This window comes from Streptomyces tendae (genome assembly GCF_014650435.1).
GTDB classification, from domain to species: domain Bacteria; phylum Actinomycetota; class Actinomycetes; order Streptomycetales; family Streptomycetaceae; genus Streptomyces; species Streptomyces tendae.
Window position 1 is genome coordinate 303,681 of record NZ_BMUY01000009.1, and the last position, 18,926, is coordinate 322,606.

Consider the following 18,926-nt stretch of genomic DNA (forward strand, 5'->3'; position numbering starts at 1 on the left):
CCCGCCGCGTTGTCGGTGCGGTCATTTAGGGTTCAAGGCGTGGAGCCCGATCTGTTCACCGCCGCAGCCGAAGAACGCCAGGAGAAGGACCCGACCGGCAGCCCCCTCGCCGTGCGGATGCGCCCGCGCACCCTCGACGAGGTCGTCGGCCAGCAGCACCTGCTCAAGCCCGGATCCCCGCTGCGCCGCCTGGTCGGCGAGGGCGCGTCCGGTCCCGCGGGGCCCTCGTCGGTCATCCTCTGGGGGCCGCCTGGCACCGGCAAGACCACCCTGGCGTACGTCGTCTCCAAGGCCACCAACAAGCGCTTCGTGGAGCTGTCGGCGATCACCGCGGGCGTCAAGGAGGTCCGCGCGGTCATCGACGGCGCCCGCCGCGCGGTCGGCGGGTACGGCAAGGAGACCGTCCTCTTCCTCGACGAGATCCACCGCTTCAGCAAGGCCCAGCAGGACTCCCTGCTCCCGGCCGTGGAGAACCGCTGGGTCACCCTGATCGCCGCCACCACCGAGAACCCGTACTTCTCGGTGATCTCCCCGCTCCTGTCCCGCTCCCTGCTCCTGACCCTCGAACCCCTCACCGACGACGACGTCCGGGACCTGCTGCGCCGCGCCCTGACCGACGAGCGCGGCCTGGGCGGCGCCGTCACCCTGCCCGAGGACACCGAGGAGCACCTCCTGCGCATCGCCGGCGGCGACGCCCGCCGTGCGCTGACCGCGCTGGAGGCCGCCGCCGGGGCCGCGCTCGACAAGGGCGAGGCGGAGATCGGGCTGACCACGCTGGAGGAGACGGTCGACCGCGCCGCGGTGAAGTACGACCGCGACGGCGACCAGCACTACGACGTCGCCAGCGCCCTGATCAAGTCCATCCGCGGCTCCGACGTGGACGCCGCCCTGCACTACCTGGCCCGGATGATCGAGGCCGGCGAGGACCCACGCTTCATCGCCCGGCGCCTGATGATCTCCGCCAGCGAGGACATCGGCCTGGCCGATCCGAACGCACTGCAGATCGCCGTCGCCGCCGCCCAGGCCGTCGCCATGATCGGCTTCCCCGAAGCCGCCCTCACCCTCAGCCACGCCACCATCGCCCTGGCGCTGGCCCCCAAGTCCAACGCCGCGACCACCGCCATCGGCGCAGCCCTGGACGACGTGCGCAAGGGGCACGCCGGCCCGGTCCCGGCGCACCTGCGCGACAGCCACTACAAGGGCGCCGGCAAGCTGGGACACGGCCAGGGGTACGTGTACCCGCACGACCTGCCCGAGGGCATCGCCGCCCAGCAGTACGCCCCGGACGGGCTGAAGGAGCGGACGTACTACACACCGACCCGGCACGGCGCCGAGGCCCGGTACGCGGACGCTGTGGAGTGGACCCGCGGGCACCTCGGTCGCAAGCCGTCCTGAGCAGCCTGTAGAATCCCTCCAAGCGCCGTGTCCCGTGCAGTCAGAACGGGACGACCGGCCGGAACCCTCACGGGTTCCAGGAGCGTCGCGCACCGTCGATGGTGTCGCGGGCAGCCCACCACCACCCGGAGTTCCGGGAGCGGTCGGTGGGCCACTCGCGTGCTGCACGTATGTGCCCAGACCAGGGAGCGGCTGCCCGGCAGGTCCCGAGCGGACCCGGCGGGTTTCCCCGGCTGCGGATTGCGACCTCCCTCAACCCTGACAAGCCGGAACCTAGAGAAGAGACACAGACAGTGGCGAACCAGTCCCGCCCCAAGGTCAAGAAGTCGCGTGCCCTCGGCATCGCGCTGACCCCGAAGGCCGTCAAGTACTTCGAGGCCCGCCCCTACCCGCCGGGCGAGCACGGCCGCGGCCGCAAGCAGAACTCGGACTACAAGGTCCGTCTGCTCGAGAAGCAGCGTCTGCGCGCGCAGTACGACCTCAGCGAGCGTCAGCTCGTCCGCGCCTACGAGCGTGCCTCCAAGACCAACATGAAGACCGGTGAGGCCCTGGTCATCGAGCTGGAGCGCCGTCTCGACGCGCTGGTCCTGCGTTCGGGCATCGCCCGCACGATCTACCAGGCCCGCCAGATGGTCGTCCACGGCCACATCCAGGTCAACGGCCAGAAGGTCGACAAGCCGTCCTTCCGCGTCCGCCCGGACGACGTGGTGCAGGTGCGCGAGCGCTCCAAGGAGAAGACGCTCTTCACCATCGCCCGCGAGGGTGGCTTCGCCCCCGACGGCGAGACCCCGCGCTACCTCCAGGTGAACCTCAAGGCCCTGGCGTTCCGCCTGGACCGCGAGCCGAACCGCAAGGAGATCCCGGTGATCTGCGACGAGCAGCTCGTCGTCGAGTACTACGCCCGCTGACCCCAGCCCCGGCGCAGTACCACCCGCGGTACCTCAGCCCGCCGTCTCCCCGCCCTTCCGGGTGGGCGAGGCGGCGGGCTTCGCCGTCCGGGCGTTAGCCGCGGCCCGCCCCCCGGCGGTCGAGCGCGGCGCCGGCAGCGAGACGGCCACCCCGGGCCGGCGCAGCGCCCGCGCCACCGCCTCCCGGCGGCCCAGCAGCGTCCCGTGCCGTACGCACTCCTCGTACCGCTCGTCGCCCAGCTGCTCCCGGGCCGCCGCCTCGCACAGCTCGTGCGGCGCGTTGTAGTGCGCCGAGCCGAACAGCGGCAACCCCACCGACGGCCACATCCGGCCCGCCGCGCCCTGGAGCACCGCGGCCTCAGCCGCATCGCCCTCCGCCACCGTGACCAGGGCGAGCAGCTCCACCGCCAGCACCGAGCCGAGCTGGTCGCGGAAGCGGTGCGCACTGCCCAGGCAGTCGGCCAGCAGCTCGCGGGCGCGCAGCGGCTCGCCCTCGCTCCAGGCCGCGTACGCCAGCACGTACAGGGCGTATCCCCGCGCCCAGCGCTCCCCGTGGTCCTCGCACACCCGGCGCACGTCCTCGCACAGGCGCACCGCGTCCGGCAGGTCGCCCTGGAAGGCCCGCGCCATCGCCAGCTCCACCTGGCCCATCAGCACGTTGCTGTTCAGCTCACCGATCTCCCGGTAGCGGTGCAGCGCGGAGCGCAACAGCCGCTCCGCGCGCGGCATGTCGTCGCTCACCAGGGCCAGACAGCCGGTGCGGTGCTCCGCGTACGCCACCGCCGTCGGGTTCGCCGAGCGCTCCGCCTCCTCGCGGCACTCCTGGAGCGCCGCCAGCGCCGGCACCGTGTCGCCCTGCAGGATCGCCACGTAGGCCAGCACCCACAGCGCCTTCAGCCGGGACTGCTCGCCCGCCGTCGGCTCCGCGTCCAGCCGCACCGCCTGCTCCAGCCAGTGCCGCCCCTCCGACAGCCGTCCGCAGCCGACCCAGTGGAACCACAGGGCTCCCGCCAGGTACTGGCCCAGGTGCGCCCCGTCCGGCTCGTCCAGGCAGTGCTCCAGGGCGCCGCGCAGATTCGGCAGCTCGGCGTCCACCCGCGCGGCGACCTCGCCCTGGCGCGGCGAGAACCACTCCAGCTCGCACCAGGTCGCCAGGCCCACGTACCAGTCCCGGTGCCGCCGCCGCAGCCGGTCCGCGTCCCCCGTCGCCGCCAGCCAGTCGGCGCCGTACGCCCGTACCGTGTCGAGCATCCGGTAGCGCACCCCGGCCGGGGACTCCTCGCGGGTCAGCACGGACTGCGCGAGCAGGGCGGACAGGACGTCGAGCACGTCGTCGGCCGGCAGCCCGTCCCCGCTGCACACGTACTCGGCGGCCTCCAGGTCGAACGGGCCGGCGAACACCGACAGCCGCGCCCACAGCAGCCGCTCGGGCGGCGTGCACAGCTCGTGGCTCCAGCCGATCGCCGTGCGCAGCGTCCGGTGCCTGGGCAGCGCGGTGCGGTCCCCGCCCGTCAGCAGCCGGAAGCGGTCGTCCAGGCGGCGCAGTACCTGCCCCGGCGACAGCGCGCCCAGACGCCCCGCCGCCAGCTCGATCGCCAGCGGGATGCCGTCCAGCCGCCGGCACAGCTCGCGCACCTCCCGCTGGTCCGCGTCCGGGTCGGCGGCATAGCCGCAGGTGACGCTCCGCTGACCGGCCCGGACCGTCAGCAGCTCCATCGCCTCCTCCGTCCCCAGCGGCGCCAGCGGGACGAGCCGCTCCCCGGCCACGCCCAGCGGTCTGCGCCCCACCGCCAGCACCCGCAGCCCCGGGGCCCGGCCCAGCAGCTCGGTCACCAGCGCCGCGCAGGCGTCCACCAGATGCTCGACCCCGTCCAGGAGCAGCAGCAGCTCCCGCTCGGCCAGGTGCGCGACCAGCGTCTCCCGGGGCAGCCTGGTCGTGTGGTCGGTCAGGCCCAGCGCCTCCACGACCGCGTAGTCGACGAACTCCTCGTCGCGCACCGGCGCCAGCTGCACCCGCCACACCCCGTCCCGGGGCGCGCGGCGCGCCGCCGCCCGCGCCGCCAGCCGGGACTTGCCGACGCCACCGGCGCCGGTGACGGTCACCAGCCGTGCGGAGTCCAGTGTCCGGGCCAGCTCCGCCAGTTGTGCCGCTCTGCCCACGAACGTGTCGAGCTCCAGCGGGAGGTTGCCGTGCGGGATGCCGTCGCGCCGATGGTCTCGCATGAAACACGGAGCGTACTGAACCGTATTCACTGCGTACAATCGCTTCGCCGAACCGGACCGCCCCGCGCCGCGCGCGACCGGGAATCCGGTACGGAGCCCCGCGCCCGGCGCGATAGGCTCGGTGCACGACTTTCCCGATGTTCAGGCACGTCTTTCAGGGAGCGGGTGCACACAGTGTCCGGTGGCGAGGTGGCCGGGATCCTGGTGGCCGTCTTCTGGGCGATCCTGGTCTCCTTCCTCGCCGTCGCACTGGCGAGGCTGGCCCAGACGCTCAGGACGACCACCAAACTCGTGGCGGACGTGACCGACCAGGCCGTCCCGCTGCTGGCCGACGCCTCCGCGGCGGTGCGCAGCGCGCAGACCCAGATCGACCGGGTCGACGCGATCGCCTCCGACGTCCAGGAGGTCACCTCGAACGCCTCGGCGCTGTCCACCACCGTGGCCTCCACCTTCGGCGGCCCGCTGGTCAAGGTCGCGGCGTTCGGGTACGGCGTGCGCCGGGCACTCGGCGGTCGCAAGGAGGACATGTCCGCCCCCGCCGACCAGGCGCGGCGCACCGTGATCGTGGGCCGTACGCTCCCGGCCGCGCGGCGGACGAAGCGGAAGAAGGGCTGACCGAGCGATGTTCCGCCGTACGTTCTGGTTCGGCACCGGCGTGGCCGCCGGTGTGTGGGCCACCACCAAGGTCAACCGGAAGCTCAAGCAGCTCACCCCCGACAGCCTCGCCGCCACCGCGGCGAACAAGGCGCTCGACGTGGGCACCCGGGTCAAGGACCGCGCGGTGGGTTTCGCGCTCGACGTCCGCGACAACATGGCCCAGCGGGAGGCCGAACTGGACGACGCGCTGGGCCTGAACGCCCCCGTCGACCGTGAACTGCCCGCACTGCGGCAGCACGCCGCCATCGAGAACCGCAACGACCCGAAGTCCGTCGTCGACCTGCGGACGACGTACTCGTACAACCGGAATGAGGACCACTGATGGAGTCGGCCGAGATTCGTCGCCGCTGGTTGAGCTTCTTCGAGGAGCGCGGTCACACCGTCGTCCCTTCGGCGTCGCTCATCGCGGACGACCCGACTCTGCTCCTCGTCCCGGCCGGCATGGTGCCCTTCAAGCCCTACTTCCTGGGTGAGGTCAAGCCGCCCTTCGACCGCGCCACCAGCGTGCAGAAGTGCGTGCGCACGCCGGACATCGAAGAGGTCGGCAAGACCACCCGGCACGGCACGTTCTTCCAGATGTGCGGCAACTTCTCCTTCGGCGACTACTTCAAGGAAGGCGCCATCAAGTACGCCTGGGAGCTGCTCACCAGCGCCCAGGACAAGGGCGGTTACGGCCTCGACCCCGAGCGCCTGTGGATCACCGTGTACAAGGACGACGACGAGGCCGAGCGCATCTGGCACGACGTCGTGGGCGTCCCCTCCGAGCGCATCCAGCGCCTCGGCAAGAAGGACAACTACTGGTCCATGGGCGTCCCCGGACCCTGCGGCCCCTGCTCCGAGATCAACTACGACCGCGGCCCCGAGTTCGGCGCCGAGGGCGGCCCCGCCGTCAACGACGAGCGGTACGTGGAGATCTGGAACCTCGTCTTCATGCAGTACGAGCGGGGCGAGGGCATCGGCAAGGAGGAGTTCGAGATCCTCGGCGAGCTGCCGAGCAAGAACATCGACACCGGCCTCGGCCTGGAGCGCCTCGCCATGATTCTGCAGGGCGTGCAGAACATGTACGAGATCGACACCTCCATGGCCGTCATCAACAAGGCCACCGAACTGACCGGCGTGGCCTACGGCGACGCCCAGGCCTCGGACGTCTCCCTTCGCGTGGTCACCGACCACATGCGCACCTCCGTGATGCTCATCGGCGACGGCGTCACCCCCGGCAACGAGGGCCGCGGCTACGTGCTGCGCCGCATCATGCGCCGCGCCATCCGCAACATGCGGCTGCTCGGCGCCACCGGGCCGGTCGTCAAGGACCTGATCGACGTCGTGATCGGCATGATGGGGCAGCAGTACCCCGAGCTGATCACCGACCGCGAGCGGATCGAGAAGGTCGCCCTCGCCGAGGAGAACGCCTTCCTGAAGACGCTGAAGGCCGGCACCAACATCCTCGACACCGCCGTCACCGACACCAAGGCCGCGGGCGGCACCGTCCTCGCCGGCGACAAGGCGTTCCTGCTCCACGACACCTGGGGCTTCCCGATCGACCTCACCCTGGAGATGGCCGCCGAGCAGGGGCTGTCCGTGGACGAGGACGGCTTCCGCCGCCTGATGAAGGAGCAGCGGGAGCGCGCCAAGGCCGACGCCCAGGCCAAGAAGACCGGCCACGCCGGTGCCGGTGCCTACCGGGAGATCGCCGACAAGGCCGGTGCCACCGACTTCGTCGGCTACACCGACACCGAGACCGAGTCCACGATCGTCGGCATCCTCGTCGACGGCGCCTCCTCCCCGGCCGCCACCGAGGGCGACGAGGTCGAGATCGTCCTGGACCGCACCCCGTTCTACGCCGAGGGCGGCGGCCAGATCGGCGACACCGGCCGGATCCGGGTCGACACCGGCGCCGTGATCGAGGTCCGCGACTGCCAGAAGCCGGTGCCGGGCGTCTACGTCCACAAGGGCGTCGTCCAGGTCGGCGAGGTCACCGTCGGTGCCAAGGCCCAGGCAGCCATCGACGACCGCCGCCGCAAGGCCATCGCCCGCGCCCACTCGGCGACCCACCTCACCCACCAGGCGCTGCGCGACGCCCTCGGCCCGACGGCCGCGCAGGCCGGTTCCGAGAACCAGCCCGGCCGCTTCCGCTTCGACTTCGGCTCGCCGTCCGCCGTGCCGACGGCCGTGATGACCGACGTCGAGCAGAAGATCAACGAGGTGCTCGCCCGCGACCTCGACGTCCGCGCCGACGTCATGGGCATCGACGAGGCCAGGAAGCAGGGCGCCATCGCCGAGTTCGGCGAGAAGTACGGCGAGCGCGTGCGTGTGGTGACCATCGGCGACTTCTCCAAGGAGCTGTGCGGCGGCACCCACGTGCACAACACCGCCCAGCTCGGCCTGGTCAAGCTGCTCGGTGAGTCCTCCATCGGCTCCGGTGTGCGCCGTATCGAGGCACTGGTCGGCGTGGACGCCTACAGCTTCCTCGCCCGCGAGCACACGGTCGTCGCCCAGCTCCAGGAGCTGATCAAGGGCCGCCCCGAGGAGCTGCCGGAGAAGGTCTCCGCGATGCTCGGCAAGCTCAAGGACGCCGAGAAGGAGATCGAGAAGTTCCGCGCCGAGAAGGTCCTCCAGGCCGCCGGCGGTCTCGCCGACTCCGCCAAGGACGTGCGAGGCGTGGCCCTGGTGACCGGCCAGGTCCCCGACGGCACCACCGCCGACGACCTGCGCAAGCTGGTCCTCGACGTGCGCGGCCGCATCCAGGGCGGCCGGGCCGCCGTGGTCGCCCTGTTCACCACGGTCAACGGCAAGCCCCTCACCGTCATCGCCACCAACGAGGCCGCCCGCGAGCGTGGCCTCAAGGCCGGTGACCTGGTGCGCACCGCCGCCAAGACCCTCGGCGGCGGCGGTGGCGGCAAGCCGGACGTCGCCCAGGGCGGCGGCCAGAACCCGGCCGCCATCGGTGACGCGGTCGCCGCCGTCGAGCGCCTCGTGGCGGACACCGCCAAGTGAGCACGCCCGAGAACGACCGGACGGACGGCCCGGTGATGCGCCGCGGCCGCCGCCTGGCCGTCGACGTCGGCGACGCCCGCATCGGGGTCGCCTCCTGCGACCCCGACGGCATCCTCGCCACCCCGGTGGAGACCGTCCCCGGCCGCGACGTCCCGGCGGCGCACCGACGTCTGCGGCAACTGGTCGCGGAGTACGAGCCCATCGAGGTCGTCGTCGGCCTCCCTCGCTCCCTCAAGGGGGGCGAGGGCCCGGCCGCCGCCAAGGTCAGGCGCTTCGCGCAGGAGCTGGCCAGGGGCATCGCGCCCGTCCCGGTCCGGCTGGTCGACGAACGCATGACGACGGTCACCGCCAGCCAGGGGCTGCGCGCCTCCGGAGTGAGGTCCAAGAAGGGCCGGTCCGTCATCGACCAGGCCGCCGCCGTGATCATCCTCCAGCAGGCACTCGAATCCGAACGGGTGTCAGGCAGGCCACCCGGCGAGGGCGTCGAAGTGGTCATCTGATCGCGGTACGGTAACGTTCCGCGCGATGCGGAGGCATTCGAACAGCCACCGCACAGCAAGAGGCGGAACGGAAGCGGGCTCTTCGGCAAGGGCCCCGGTCCCCGTCGCCTCGCGGCTCTAGGGGATCGATGACTGAGTATGGCCGGGGCCCAGGCTCCGAACCGTGGCATCCGGAGGACCCGTTGTACGGGGACGGCGGATGGGGCGGACAGCAGGCCCAGGCGGGTCAGCAGTCCCCCTACGGCGGCCAGCCGCAGCAGTATCCGGAGCAGCAGGCGCAGCAGAACTACGGCGACTGGAGCAACGGCGGCCAGTCGTCGTACGGCGGCGGGCAGCCGCAGTACGACGGGTACGGCCACCAGCACCCCGAGCCCCAGTACGACCAGTACGGCCAGCAGCAGTACGACCAGCAGTACGCGCCCCAGGCCCAGCCGCAGCAGGGCTACGACAACGGCGGCTGGGGCAGCGGAGCGCACCCCCAGGCGCACTACCCGGCCGACCCGTCCGACCCCTACGGACAGCAGGCCGGCGGCTACGGTGCCGAGCAGCCCGACTTCTACGGCACCCCCGAGGCGTACCCGCCGCCGGAGCCGCCCACCCGCCGGCGCGCCGAGCCCGAGCCGCAGCGCACCGACTGGGATCCCGGACCGGACGAGGGGGAGCACGCCTTCTTCGCCGGCGGGGACGCGGACGAGGACGACGACGCGCCGGGCGACGGCCGTGGCGGTCGCGAGGACCGCAGGACCCGGGGCGGTGGCAAGCCCAAGAAACGCCGCAGCGGATGCGCCTGCCTGGTGGTGTGCCTGGTGCTCGGCGGCGGCGTGGCCGGTGTCGGATATTTCGGGTACCAGTTTTACCAGGATCGTTTCGGCGCGGCCCCGGACTACGCGGGCGACGGCAACGGCGAGCAGGTGACCGTCACCATCCCCAAGGGCGCGGGCGGCTCCACGATCGGCCAGGAACTCAAACGCCAGGGCGTGGTGAAGAGCGTCGACGCCTTCATCGCCGCCCAGCAGAGCAACCCCCGCGGCAAGAGCATCCAGGACGGCGTGTACACGCTGCAGAAGGAGATGTCGGCCGACAGCGCGATCGAACTCCTGCTCAGCCCGAAGAGCCGCAGCAACCTGATCATCGCCGAGGGCAAGCGCAACGCCGACGTCTACAAGCTCATCGACAAACGCCTCGAGGTGAAGGACGGCACCACCGCCAAGGTCGCCAAGTCCGAGTACAAGAGCCTCGGCCTGCCCGACTGGGCGCTGAACCACAAGGACGTCAAGGACCCGCTGGAGGGCTTCCTCTACCCGTCCAGCTACTCGGCGGCCAAGGGGCAGAAGCCCGAGGACGTGCTCAAGCAGATGGTGGCACGTGCCAACGAGCAGTACGAGAAGATCGGCCTGGAGCAGAAGGCGGAGGGCCTCGGACTCGAAGGCCCGTGGGAGCTGCTCACCACCGCGAGCCTGGTGCAGGCCGAGGGCAAGACCCACGACGACTTCCGCAAGATGGCCGAGGTCATCTACAACCGGCTCAAGACCGACAACACCGAGACGAACCAGAAGCTCCAGTTCGACTCGACCTTCAACTACCTCATGCGCCAGAGCAAGATCCACATCAGCGAGTCCGAGATCAACACCAACCCGGACCCGTACAACACCTACTACCACCGGGGCCTGCCGCCCGGACCCATCAGCAACCCCGGCGAAGAGGCCCTGCAAGCGGCGCTCAACCCCACCGAGGACGGCTGGATCTACTTCGTGGCCACCGACGGCGTGAAGAAGACCGAGTTCGCCAAGACCCACGACGAGTTCCTGAAGCTGAAGGACAAGTTCGATGCCAGCTCCGGCAACTGACCGGCGCCGGGCCGCCGTACTGGGCTCCCCGATCGCCCACTCCCTCTCCCCGGCGCTGCACCGCTCCGCCTACGCGGAGCTGGGCCTCGTGGACTGGACGTACGACCGCTTCGACGTGGACGAGGCGGCGCTGCCGGGCTTCTTCGAGGGGCTGGGGCCCGAGTGGGCCGGGCTGTCGCTGACCATGCCGCTCAAGCGGGCGGTGATCCCGCTGCTCGACTCGGTCAGCGAGACGGCGGCCTCCGTGGACGCGGTGAACACCGTCGTCCTCACCGAGGACGGCCGCAGGACCGGCGACAACACCGACATCCCCGGCATCGTCGCCGCCCTGCGCGAGCACGGCATCGAGAAGGCCGAGACCGCCGCGATCCTCGGCGCCGGCGCCACCGCGTCCTCCGCGCTCGCCGCACTGGCCCGGATCTGCACCGGCGAGATCGCCGTCTACGTGCGCAGCGCGGCGCGCGCCGACGAGATGCGGGGCTGGGCCGAGCGGCTGGACGCCGACGTGCGCGTCGCGGACTGGGCGGACGCCGAGGAGGCACTGCGCGCCCCGCTGGTCGTGGCCACCACCCCGGCCGGCGCCACCGACGCCCTCGTCGCCGCCGTCCCCCAGATGCCCGCCACCCTCTTCGACGTGCTCTACGACCCCTGGCCCACCGCGCTCGCCGCGCGCTGGTCGGCCTACGGCGGTGCCGTCGTCAGCGGCCTCGACCTGCTGGTCCACCAGGCGGTGCTCCAGGTGGAGCAGATGACCGGCCGGGCCCCCGCGCCGCTGGCCGCCATGCGAAAAGCGGGAGAGCAGGCGCTCGCGGATCGCTAGTATCCCTCCGGTTCCGCAGGGGGCGGAACGGGAGGGGAAGACGATCCATGTACACAGGTGTGCCGTTGGCCTCGGCCAAGAGCCAGATCTTCGAGGCCGTCCTGGGCTTCCTGCCCGACTGGGTGCAGATCACGGTGCTCGCCCTCGTCGTGCTCGCCGTCGTCGCGAGCTGGGTGGTCAAGGTGCGGCGCAGGCTCGCCCGGCGCCGCGCGAGCCGCGCGGGCCTGCCCCTGGCCGGAGCGGCGCAGCCTGCGCAGAGCGGGGCCGACTTCCTCGGTCCCTACGCGCCGGCACAGCGGCAGGAGAGCGGCGCGGACTTCCTCGGGGCCTACGCGCCGGCGCAGCGGCAGGGCGACCGTCCCGCGTGACGCCGCCCGGGTCCGCCGCGTCCGGCGGGCGCTCCGTGCGCGTGATCCGTCCGCGTTCCGTGCGCGTGTCCCGTCCGCGCGTCCGGCAAATGGACCGGCGACCGGGTCCGGCGGCCGGACGTGGGAGGATCGGAGGCGGCGGACCGGGGCCGCGCACCCGGTCGGACCGTCGCGTACGCGGAGAAGGCGCGTACGCGGGGCATACCGGGGCGCGAGCACTGAGGAGCACCGTTGAGCAGGTTGCGCTGGCTGACCGCGGGGGAGTCCCACGGTCCCGCACTCGTCGCGACACTGGAGGGACTGCCCGCCGGTGTGCCGATCACCACCGAGATGGTGGCGGACCACCTGGCGAGGCGGCGGCTCGGCTACGGTCGCGGTGCGCGGATGAAGTTCGAGCGCGACGAGGTCACCTTCCTCGGCGGCGTCCGGCACGGTCTGACCATGGGCTCCCCGGTCGCCGTCATGGTCGGCAACACCGAGTGGCCCAAGTGGGAGCAGGTCATGGCGGCCGACCCGGTGGACCCGGAGGTGCTGGCCGGCCTCGCGCGCAACGCCCCGCTGACCCGGCCGCGCCCCGGGCACGCGGACCTCGCCGGCATGCAGAAGTACGGCTTCGACGAGGCCCGGCCGATCCTCGAGCGTGCCTCCGCCCGTGAGACGGCGGCCCGGGTCGCGCTGGGCGCGGTGGCCCGGTCGTACCTGAAGGAGACGACCGGCGTCGAGATCGTCAGCCATGTCGTCGAGTTGGCCTCGGCGAAGGCGCCCCACGGGGTCTACCCGACGCCGGCCGACGTGGAGCGGCTGGACGCCGACCCGGTGCGCTGCCTGGACGCGGACGCGTCGAAGGCGATGGTCGCCGAGATCGACCAGGCCCACAAGGACGGCGACACGCTCGGCGGTGTCGTCGAGATCCTCGCCTACGGCGTGCCGGTGGGCCTCGGCTCGCACGTCCACTGGGACCGCAAGCTCGACGCGCGCCTCGCGGGTGCCCTCATGGGCATCCAGGCGATCAAGGGCGTCGAGATCGGCGACGGCTTCGAACTGGCCCGCGTGCCCGGCTCCCGGGCCCACGACGAGATCGTGAACACACCGGAGGGCATCCGGCGCGTCTCCGGCCGCTCCGGCGGCACCGAGGGCGGGCTCACCACCGGTGAGCTGCTGCGGGTGCGCGCCGCGATGAAGCCGATCGCGACCGTGCCGCGCGCCCTGAAGACCGTGGACGTGACCACCGGCGAGGCCGCGCAGGCCCACCACCAGCGCTCCGACGTGTCGGCCGTGCCTGCCGCCGGCATCGTCGCCGAGGCCATGGTGGCCCTGGTCCTGGCCGACGCGGTGGCGGAGAAGTTCGGCGGCGACAGCGTGCCCGAGACCCGCCGCAACGTGCGGTCCTACCTCGACAACCTGGACATCCGATGAGCGCACCGCTGATCGTCCTGGTCGGCCCGATGGGGGTTGGCAAGTCCACCGTCGGGCAGCTCCTCGCCGAGCGGCTGGACACGGGACACCGGGACACGGACGAGGACATCGTCACCGCCCAGGGGCGGGCCATCGCCGAGATCTTCGTGGACGAGGGCGAGGCCGCTTTCCGGGCCCTGGAGAAGGCGGCCGTGCGGACCGCGCTGGCCGAGCACGAGGGCGTCCTGTCCCTCGGCGGCGGCGCGATCCTGGACGCGGACACCCGCGCGCTGCTGGCCGGGCAGCGCGTCGTCTACCTCTCGATGGACGTCGAGGAAGCCGTCAAGCGTACCGGCCTGAACGCGGCGCGCCCGCTGCTGGCGGTCAACCCGCGCAAACAGTGGCGCGAGCTGATGGAGGCCCGCCGGCACCTCTACGAGGAGGTCGCCACGGCCGTCGTGGCCACGGACGGCCGTACGCCGGAAGAAGTCACCGAAGCCGCCCTGGACGCAGTGGAGTTGAAGACTGTATCTCCCGGGGGACAACCCCCGGACCCCCGGCCGGAGGACGCTGTGGTGAACGACGTGACAAGGATCGAGATCGGCGGCACCGCCGGCTCCGAGCCCTACGAGGTCCTGGTGGGCCGTCAGCTCCTGGGCGAGCTGGGCGGCCTGATCGGCACGAAGGCCAAGCGCGTCGCGGTGATCCACCCCGAGGCACTGGCCGAGACCGGTGACGCCCTGCGCGCCGACCTCGCCGAGCAGGGCTACGAGGCGATCGCCATCCAGGTGCCCAACGCCGAGGAGGCCAAGACGGCCGAGGTCGCGGCGTACTGCTGGAAGGCGCTCGGCCAGTCCGGGTTCACCCGTACCGATGTCATCGTCGGGGTCGGCGGCGGTGCCAGCACCGACCTGGCCGGATTCGTGGCCGCGACCTGGCTGCGCGGGGTGCGCTGGATCGCCGTCCCCACGACGGTGCTGGCCATGGTGGACGCCGCCGTCGGCGGCAAGACCGGCATCAACACCGCCGAGGGCAAGAACCTCGTCGGCTCCTTCCACCCGCCGGCCGGTGTCCTGTGCGACCTCGCCGCCCTGGACTCCCTCCCGGTCAACGACTACGTCTCCGGTCTCGCCGAGGTCATCAAGGCCGGCTTCATCGCCGACCCGGCGATCCTCGACCTGATCGAGTCCGACCCGCAGGCCGCACGCACCCCGGCCGGACCGCACACCGCCGAGCTGATCGTGCGCTCCATCAAGGTCAAGGCCGAGGTCGTCTCGTCCGACCTCAAGGAAGCGGGCCTGCGGGAGATCCTCAACTACGGTCACACCCTCGGCCACGCCATCGAGAAGAACGAGCGCTACAAGTGGCGCCACGGCGCAGCCGTATCGGTCGGCATGCACTTCGCCGCCGAACTCGGCCGCCTCGCGGGCCGCCTGGACGACGCCACCGCCGACCGCCACCGCACCATCCTCGAAGCGGTCGGCCTGCCGCTGCACTACCGCTACGACCAGTGGCCCAAGCTGGTCGAGAACATGAAGGTCGACAAGAAGTCGCGCGGCGACCTGCTGCGCTTCATCGTCCTGGACGGCCTCGCCAAGCCCACCGTGCTGGAGGGCCCCGACCCGGCCGTCCTCCTCGCCGCCTACGGCGAGGTGGGCGAGTAGTACCCCGGTGCGCCGTTCCGCCCGATTCGCTGTGCGGGACGGGCACTTCGGGCCGCCCCCGGCCGTTCACCAAACAACGGCCGGGGGCGGTACCGTTCGGTAGCAAGTCGGCGGGGCCCCCTTCCCGCCGTCAGCGCCCATCGCCTGTACGAGACGGAGTGGCACCGGATGCAGCACCCAGTGGGTTCTCCGCTGCCGCCGCCCCACCAGCCGGGGCACGGACCGGCCCCCGGCTGGTCCCCGGCCGCACACCACCCGGGCCCGCCCCAGGGCCCGGCCCCCCAGCCGCCGCCCGCGCCGGGGTACCCCGTGGCGCCGCGGCAGGCCCCGTCCCCGCACCCGGGTTCCGGCCCGGCCCCGCACCAGCCGCCGCCCGCCCCGGCACCCCACCAGCCGGCTCCCGCCGCACCCGCGCCGGACACCACCGGCCACGTGCCGCTGCCGCCCGGTGGCCCGGTGGCCGTGCCCAGCGTGCCTCCCGCCACGGCCGCCGCGCCCGACCCCACCACGACCACCCTCGCGGTGCTGCTCATCGGCCCCGCGGGCGCGGGAAAGACCAGCGTGGCCAAGTACTGGGCGGACCACCGCCGGGTCCCGACCGCGCACATCAGCCTCGACGACGTCCGCGAATGGGTCCGCTCCGGCTTCGCCGACCCCCAGACCGGGTGGAACGAGCACTCGGAGGCGCAGTACCGCCTCGCCCGCCGCACCTGCGGCTTCTCCGCCCGCAACTTCCTCGCGAACGGCATCTCCTGCATTCTCGACGACGCGGTCTTCCCGGACCGCCCGGTCGTCGGCCTCGGCGGCTGGAAGCGGCACGTCGGCCCCGGCCTGCTCCCGGTCGTGCTCCTGCCCGGCCTGGACATCGTCCTGGAGCGCAACGCCGAACGCAGCGGCAACCGCCGCCTCACCGACGAGGAGGTCGCCCGCATCCACGGCCGCATGGCCGGCTGGTACGGCTCCGGCCTCCCCATCATCGACAACTCCCAACTGGACATCCCGGAAACAGCCCACCTCCTCGACGAGGTCCTCTCCCGCTCGATAGCAAGCCCCCCGAACTGGTAGGAGTGGGGCAGGACAGCCCCGTCAGGGGCGCGGGGAACTGCGCGACCAGCCCCCACCGGCGGTCAGACGCCACACAACAACAAGCCCCCACCCCACTTGGCGCACCCCGCGTCCCCGGGCCCCGCCCACTCGGCCCACCCAAGCGGCGCCCCCACCGGCGGAGCCATACGCTCGGCTCATGTCAGAGGTCTACGCGGCCCGCCGGACGCGCCTACGGGAACGCTGCAACGCGGGCGGCAGCGCGGCGGCGCTCGTCTCCCGGCCCGCCAACGTGCGCTATCTCGCGGGCGCCGCCCCGCACGGCGCCGTACTGCTGCTCGGCAGGACCGAGGACCTGCTGGTCTGCTCCGGCCCACCGGACGACCGGCCGACCGAGGGCCGGCCCGACGAGTCGCTGCAGCTCCGCGCCCTGCCCGGTCCCGGCGGTGATCCGGCCGTCGCGGCCACCGGTCTCGCGGCGGACCAGGGCGCCGAGTCCCTCGCCACGGAGGACCACCACCTCACCGTGGTCCGGCACCGTGCCATGCGCTCGGTCGCGCCGACGCTGCGCCTGACCGACCTCGGGCAGGCCGTCGAGCAGCTGAGGGTGGTCAAGGACGAGGAGGAGATCTCCTGCCTGCGCATCGGCGCCGAGATCGCCGACCAGGCCCTCGGCGAGCTCCTGGAGTCCATCCTGGTCGGCCGCACCGAACGGCACCTGGCCCTGGAGCTGGAACGCCGCCTCGTCGACCACGGCGCGGACGGCCCCGCCTTCCCCACCTCCGTCGGCACCGGACCGAACTCCGGGCGCCGCGGCCACCGGCCCACCGACCGGCGGGTGGAGGAGGGCGACTTCCTCTCCGTGTGCCTGGGCGCGACCTACCGCGGCTACCGCTGCGAGATCGGCCGCACGTTCGTCATCGGCACCTCGCCGGCCGACTGGCAGATCGAGCTGTACGACCTCGTCTTCGCCGCCCAGCGGGCCGGACGCGAGGCCCTCGCACCCGGCGCCGCCTGCCGCGATGTGGACCGCGCCACCCGCCAGGCACTGGACTCCGCGGGGTACGCGGAGAACCTTCCGGCACTCACCGGTCACGGTGTCGGACTCGAAATCGACGAGGACCCGCAGTTGGCCCCCGCGGCCATGGGTAAACTGGACGCTTGTGTGCCGGTCACCGTCGAACCGGGAGTTCACCTCCCGGGCCGGGGCGGGGTCCGGATCGATGACACGCTCGTCGTGCGCCCCGAGGCGGACGGCGGACCCGAGCTACTCACCATCACGACCAAGGAGCTGCTCGCGCTCTAGCCTCGCGCTGTGCGTACGCTCCCGGGTCGTCCACGACAGTCCAGTCCAGGAGATTCCGCAACCGTGGCTTCCACGAACGACCTCAAGAACGGCCTGGTGCTCAAGCTCGAAGGCGGCCAGCTCTGGTCCGTCGTCGAGTTCCAGCACGTCAAGCCCGGCAAGGGCCCGGCCTTCGTGCGCACCAAGCTCAAGAACGTGCTTTCCGGCAAGGTGGTCGACAAGACCTTCAACGCCGGCGTCAAGGTCGAGACGGCCACTGTCGACAAGCGTGACATGCAGTTCTCGTACATGGACGGCGACTACTTCGTCTTCATGGACATGGAGACCTACGACCAGCTGATGATCGACCGCAAGGTCGTCGGCGACGCCGCCAACTTCCTCATCGAGGGCTTCGAGGCCACCGTCGCGCAGCACGAGGGCGAGGTCCTCTTCGTCGAGCTGCCCGCCGCCGTCGAGCTGACCGTCCAGGAGACCGAGCCGGGCGTCCAGGGCGACCGCTCCACCGGCGGCACCAAGCCCGCCACCCTGGAGACCGGTCACCAGATCAACGTCCCGCTCTTCATCACCACCGGTGAGAAGATCAAGGTCGACACCCGCACGAGCGACTACCTCGGCCGGGTGAACAGCTAACCGTGGCTGCTCGCAACACGGCCCGCAAGCGCGCCTTCCAGATCCTCTTCGAGGGCGATCAGCGCGGCGCCGACGTCCTGACGGTGCTCGCCGACTGGGTCCGGCACTCCCGGTCCGACACCCGGCAGCCGCCGGTGAGCGAGTACACGATGGAGCTGGTCGAGGGCTATGCCGGGCGCGCGCAGCGCATCGACGAGCTGATCGCCCAGTACTCGGTCGACTGGACGCTGGACCGGATGCCGGTCGTCGACCGCAACATCCTGCGCCTGGGCGCGTACGAGCTGCTCTGGGTCGACGCGACCCCGGACGCCGTCGTCCTGGACGAGATGGTGCAGCTGGCGAAGGAGTTCTCCACCGACGAGTCGCCCGCGTTCATCAACGGGCTGCTCGGGCGGCTGAAGGACCTGAAGCCGTCGCTGCGCCGGGACTAGGCCCGTGCGTGTCGCCCGTACGGCATGCAAAAACCGCCGGGGTGGCAGGAACCGAATGGTTCCGGCCACCCCGGCGGCACGTTTCTGCTGAGGTGGGCGAGGCTCAGAGCTCGTCGTGGGACGCCACCGCGCGGCGCGCATCCGCGTCCAGGACGCCCCAGCTGATCAGCTGCTCGGTGAGGACCGAGGGCGACTGGTCGTAGATGACGGCGAGTGTGCGCAGGTCGTCCTGGCGGATCGAGAGCACCTTGCCGTTGTAGTCACCGCGCTGCGACTGGATCGTGGCCGCGTACCGCTGCAGCGGACCCGCCTTCTCGGCCGGCACGGTGGCCAGCCGCTCCAGGTCCAGGACCAGCTTCGGCGGCGGCTCGGCGGCACCGCCCGGGGTGGTGCCCGGCAGCAGCTCCTGCACGGGAACGCCGTAGAAGTCCGCCAGCTCGGCGAGGCGCTGCACGGTCACGGCACGGTCGCCGCGCTCGTACGAACCGACCACGACGGCCTTCCAGCGGCCCTGGGACTTCTCCTCGACACCGTGGAGGGAAAGGCCCTGCTGGGTGCGGATGGCCCGGAGCTTGGCCCCGAGCTGTTTGGCGTATTCGCTGGACATATGGCTCCCCGGACAAGGTGTCGACGCGGCAGGCTCTGTTGTCGGCCGCGCGGCTGGTAACTCACTGTGAGGTTACGCAGCGTTACTCTGCTGCGTCAAGCCGAATGGTCCGCACCGACTCTTCCGTGGTATTCGCG

17 protein-coding genes are annotated in these 18,926 nt (G+C 72.0%); 15 read left to right on the top strand and 2 right to left on the bottom strand.

The features are described 5' to 3' along the window. Positions 1 to 39: 39 nt before the first annotated feature. Positions 40 to 1,395, top strand: a complete 1,356-nt coding sequence (locus tag IE258_RS24675) for a replication-associated recombination protein A (protein WP_127894816.1) — start codon at positions 40 to 42, stop codon at positions 1,393 to 1,395. A 293-nt stretch (positions 1,396 to 1,688) separates the two neighbouring features. Continuing rightward, positions 1,689 to 2,303: a 30S ribosomal protein S4 gene (gene rpsD, locus IE258_RS24680; protein WP_030185023.1), complete on the top strand. Its 615-nt coding sequence runs from the start codon at positions 1,689 to 1,691 to the stop codon at positions 2,301 to 2,303. A 33-nt stretch (positions 2,304 to 2,336) separates the two neighbouring features. Here the strand turns inward: rpsD and IE258_RS24685 are convergent, their stop codons facing one another. Continuing rightward, positions 2,337 to 4,526 (bottom strand): ATP-binding protein, encoded by a 2,190-nt coding sequence (locus IE258_RS24685; RefSeq protein WP_189746836.1) that lies wholly within the window; start codon positions 4,524 to 4,526, stop codon positions 2,337 to 2,339. 165 nt (positions 4,527 to 4,691) lie between these two features. Between IE258_RS24685 and IE258_RS24690 the strand changes: the two genes are divergently transcribed. The 13 genes from IE258_RS24690 to nusB all read left to right on the top strand — a co-directional run bounded on the left by IE258_RS24690 (position 4,692) and on the right by nusB (position 18,182). Further along, a complete protein-coding gene (locus IE258_RS24690) occupies positions 4,692 to 5,141 on the top strand; it encodes a DUF948 domain-containing protein (RefSeq protein ID WP_003977323.1) in 450 nt (149 codons plus the stop codon). Between the two features lie 7 nt (positions 5,142 to 5,148). Then, positions 5,149 to 5,505: a hypothetical protein gene (locus tag IE258_RS24695; protein ID WP_159325252.1), complete on the top strand. Its 357-nt coding sequence runs from the start codon at positions 5,149 to 5,151 to the stop codon at positions 5,503 to 5,505. Continuing rightward, positions 5,505 to 8,177: an alanine--tRNA ligase gene (alaS, locus tag IE258_RS24700; RefSeq protein WP_189746838.1), complete on the top strand. Its 2,673-nt coding sequence runs from the start codon at positions 5,505 to 5,507 to the stop codon at positions 8,175 to 8,177. The genes IE258_RS24695 and alaS overlap by 1 nt, the downstream gene beginning before the upstream one ends. 35 nt (positions 8,178 to 8,212) lie before the next feature. Beyond that, positions 8,213 to 8,677 carry a Holliday junction resolvase RuvX gene (gene ruvX, locus IE258_RS24705; protein WP_229892395.1) on the top strand — a complete coding sequence of 155 codons (465 nt, stop codon included), beginning with the start codon at positions 8,213 to 8,215 and terminating at the stop codon, positions 8,675 to 8,677. A gap of 128 nt (positions 8,678 to 8,805) precedes the next feature. Continuing rightward, positions 8,806 to 10,524: an endolytic transglycosylase MltG gene (mltG, locus tag IE258_RS24710; protein ID WP_189746842.1), complete on the top strand. Its 1,719-nt coding sequence runs from the start codon at positions 8,806 to 8,808 to the stop codon at positions 10,522 to 10,524. After that, positions 10,505 to 11,344, top strand: a complete 840-nt coding sequence (locus tag IE258_RS24715; RefSeq protein WP_189746844.1) for a shikimate dehydrogenase — start codon at positions 10,505 to 10,507, stop codon at positions 11,342 to 11,344. Before mltG ends, IE258_RS24715 begins: the two co-directional genes overlap by 20 nt. Before the next feature lie 47 nt (positions 11,345 to 11,391). Next, a complete protein-coding gene (locus IE258_RS24720; protein ID WP_189746846.1) occupies positions 11,392 to 11,712 on the top strand; it encodes a hypothetical protein in 321 nt (106 codons plus the stop codon). 231 nt (positions 11,713 to 11,943) lie between these two features. Beyond that, positions 11,944 to 13,128 (top strand): chorismate synthase, encoded by a 1,185-nt coding sequence (aroC, locus tag IE258_RS24725; RefSeq protein WP_127896565.1) that lies wholly within the window; start codon positions 11,944 to 11,946, stop codon positions 13,126 to 13,128. Further along, positions 13,125 to 14,771, top strand: coding sequence for a 3-dehydroquinate synthase (aroB, locus tag IE258_RS24730; RefSeq protein WP_189746848.1), 1,647 nt, complete (start codon positions 13,125 to 13,127; stop codon positions 14,769 to 14,771). The genes aroC and aroB overlap by 4 nt, the downstream gene beginning before the upstream one ends. Before the next feature lie 168 nt (positions 14,772 to 14,939). Next, positions 14,940 to 15,836 carry a Pro-rich N-terminal domain-containing protein gene (locus tag IE258_RS24735; RefSeq protein WP_189746850.1) on the top strand — a complete coding sequence of 299 codons (897 nt, stop codon included), beginning with the start codon at positions 14,940 to 14,942 and terminating at the stop codon, positions 15,834 to 15,836. Between the two features lie 178 nt (positions 15,837 to 16,014). After that, positions 16,015 to 17,121, top strand: a complete 1,107-nt coding sequence (locus tag IE258_RS24740; RefSeq protein WP_159325242.1) for an aminopeptidase P family protein — start codon at positions 16,015 to 16,017, stop codon at positions 17,119 to 17,121. A 63-nt stretch (positions 17,122 to 17,184) separates the two neighbouring features. Further along, complete coding sequence (gene efp, locus IE258_RS24745) at positions 17,185 to 17,751, top strand: elongation factor P (protein ID WP_087810360.1); 567 nt, start codon at positions 17,185 to 17,187, stop codon at positions 17,749 to 17,751. Between the two features lie 2 nt (positions 17,752 to 17,753). After that, on the top strand, positions 17,754 to 18,182 hold the full coding sequence (gene nusB, locus IE258_RS24750) for a transcription antitermination factor NusB (protein WP_189746852.1): 429 nt from the start codon (positions 17,754 to 17,756) through the stop codon (positions 18,180 to 18,182). A 103-nt stretch (positions 18,183 to 18,285) separates the two neighbouring features. On the opposite strand, the gene bldD is transcribed toward nusB, so the two are convergent. Next, positions 18,286 to 18,789, bottom strand: coding sequence for a transcriptional regulator BldD (gene bldD / locus IE258_RS24755; RefSeq protein ID WP_003977337.1), 504 nt, complete (start codon positions 18,787 to 18,789; stop codon positions 18,286 to 18,288). Positions 18,790 to 18,926 lie beyond the last annotated feature (137 nt).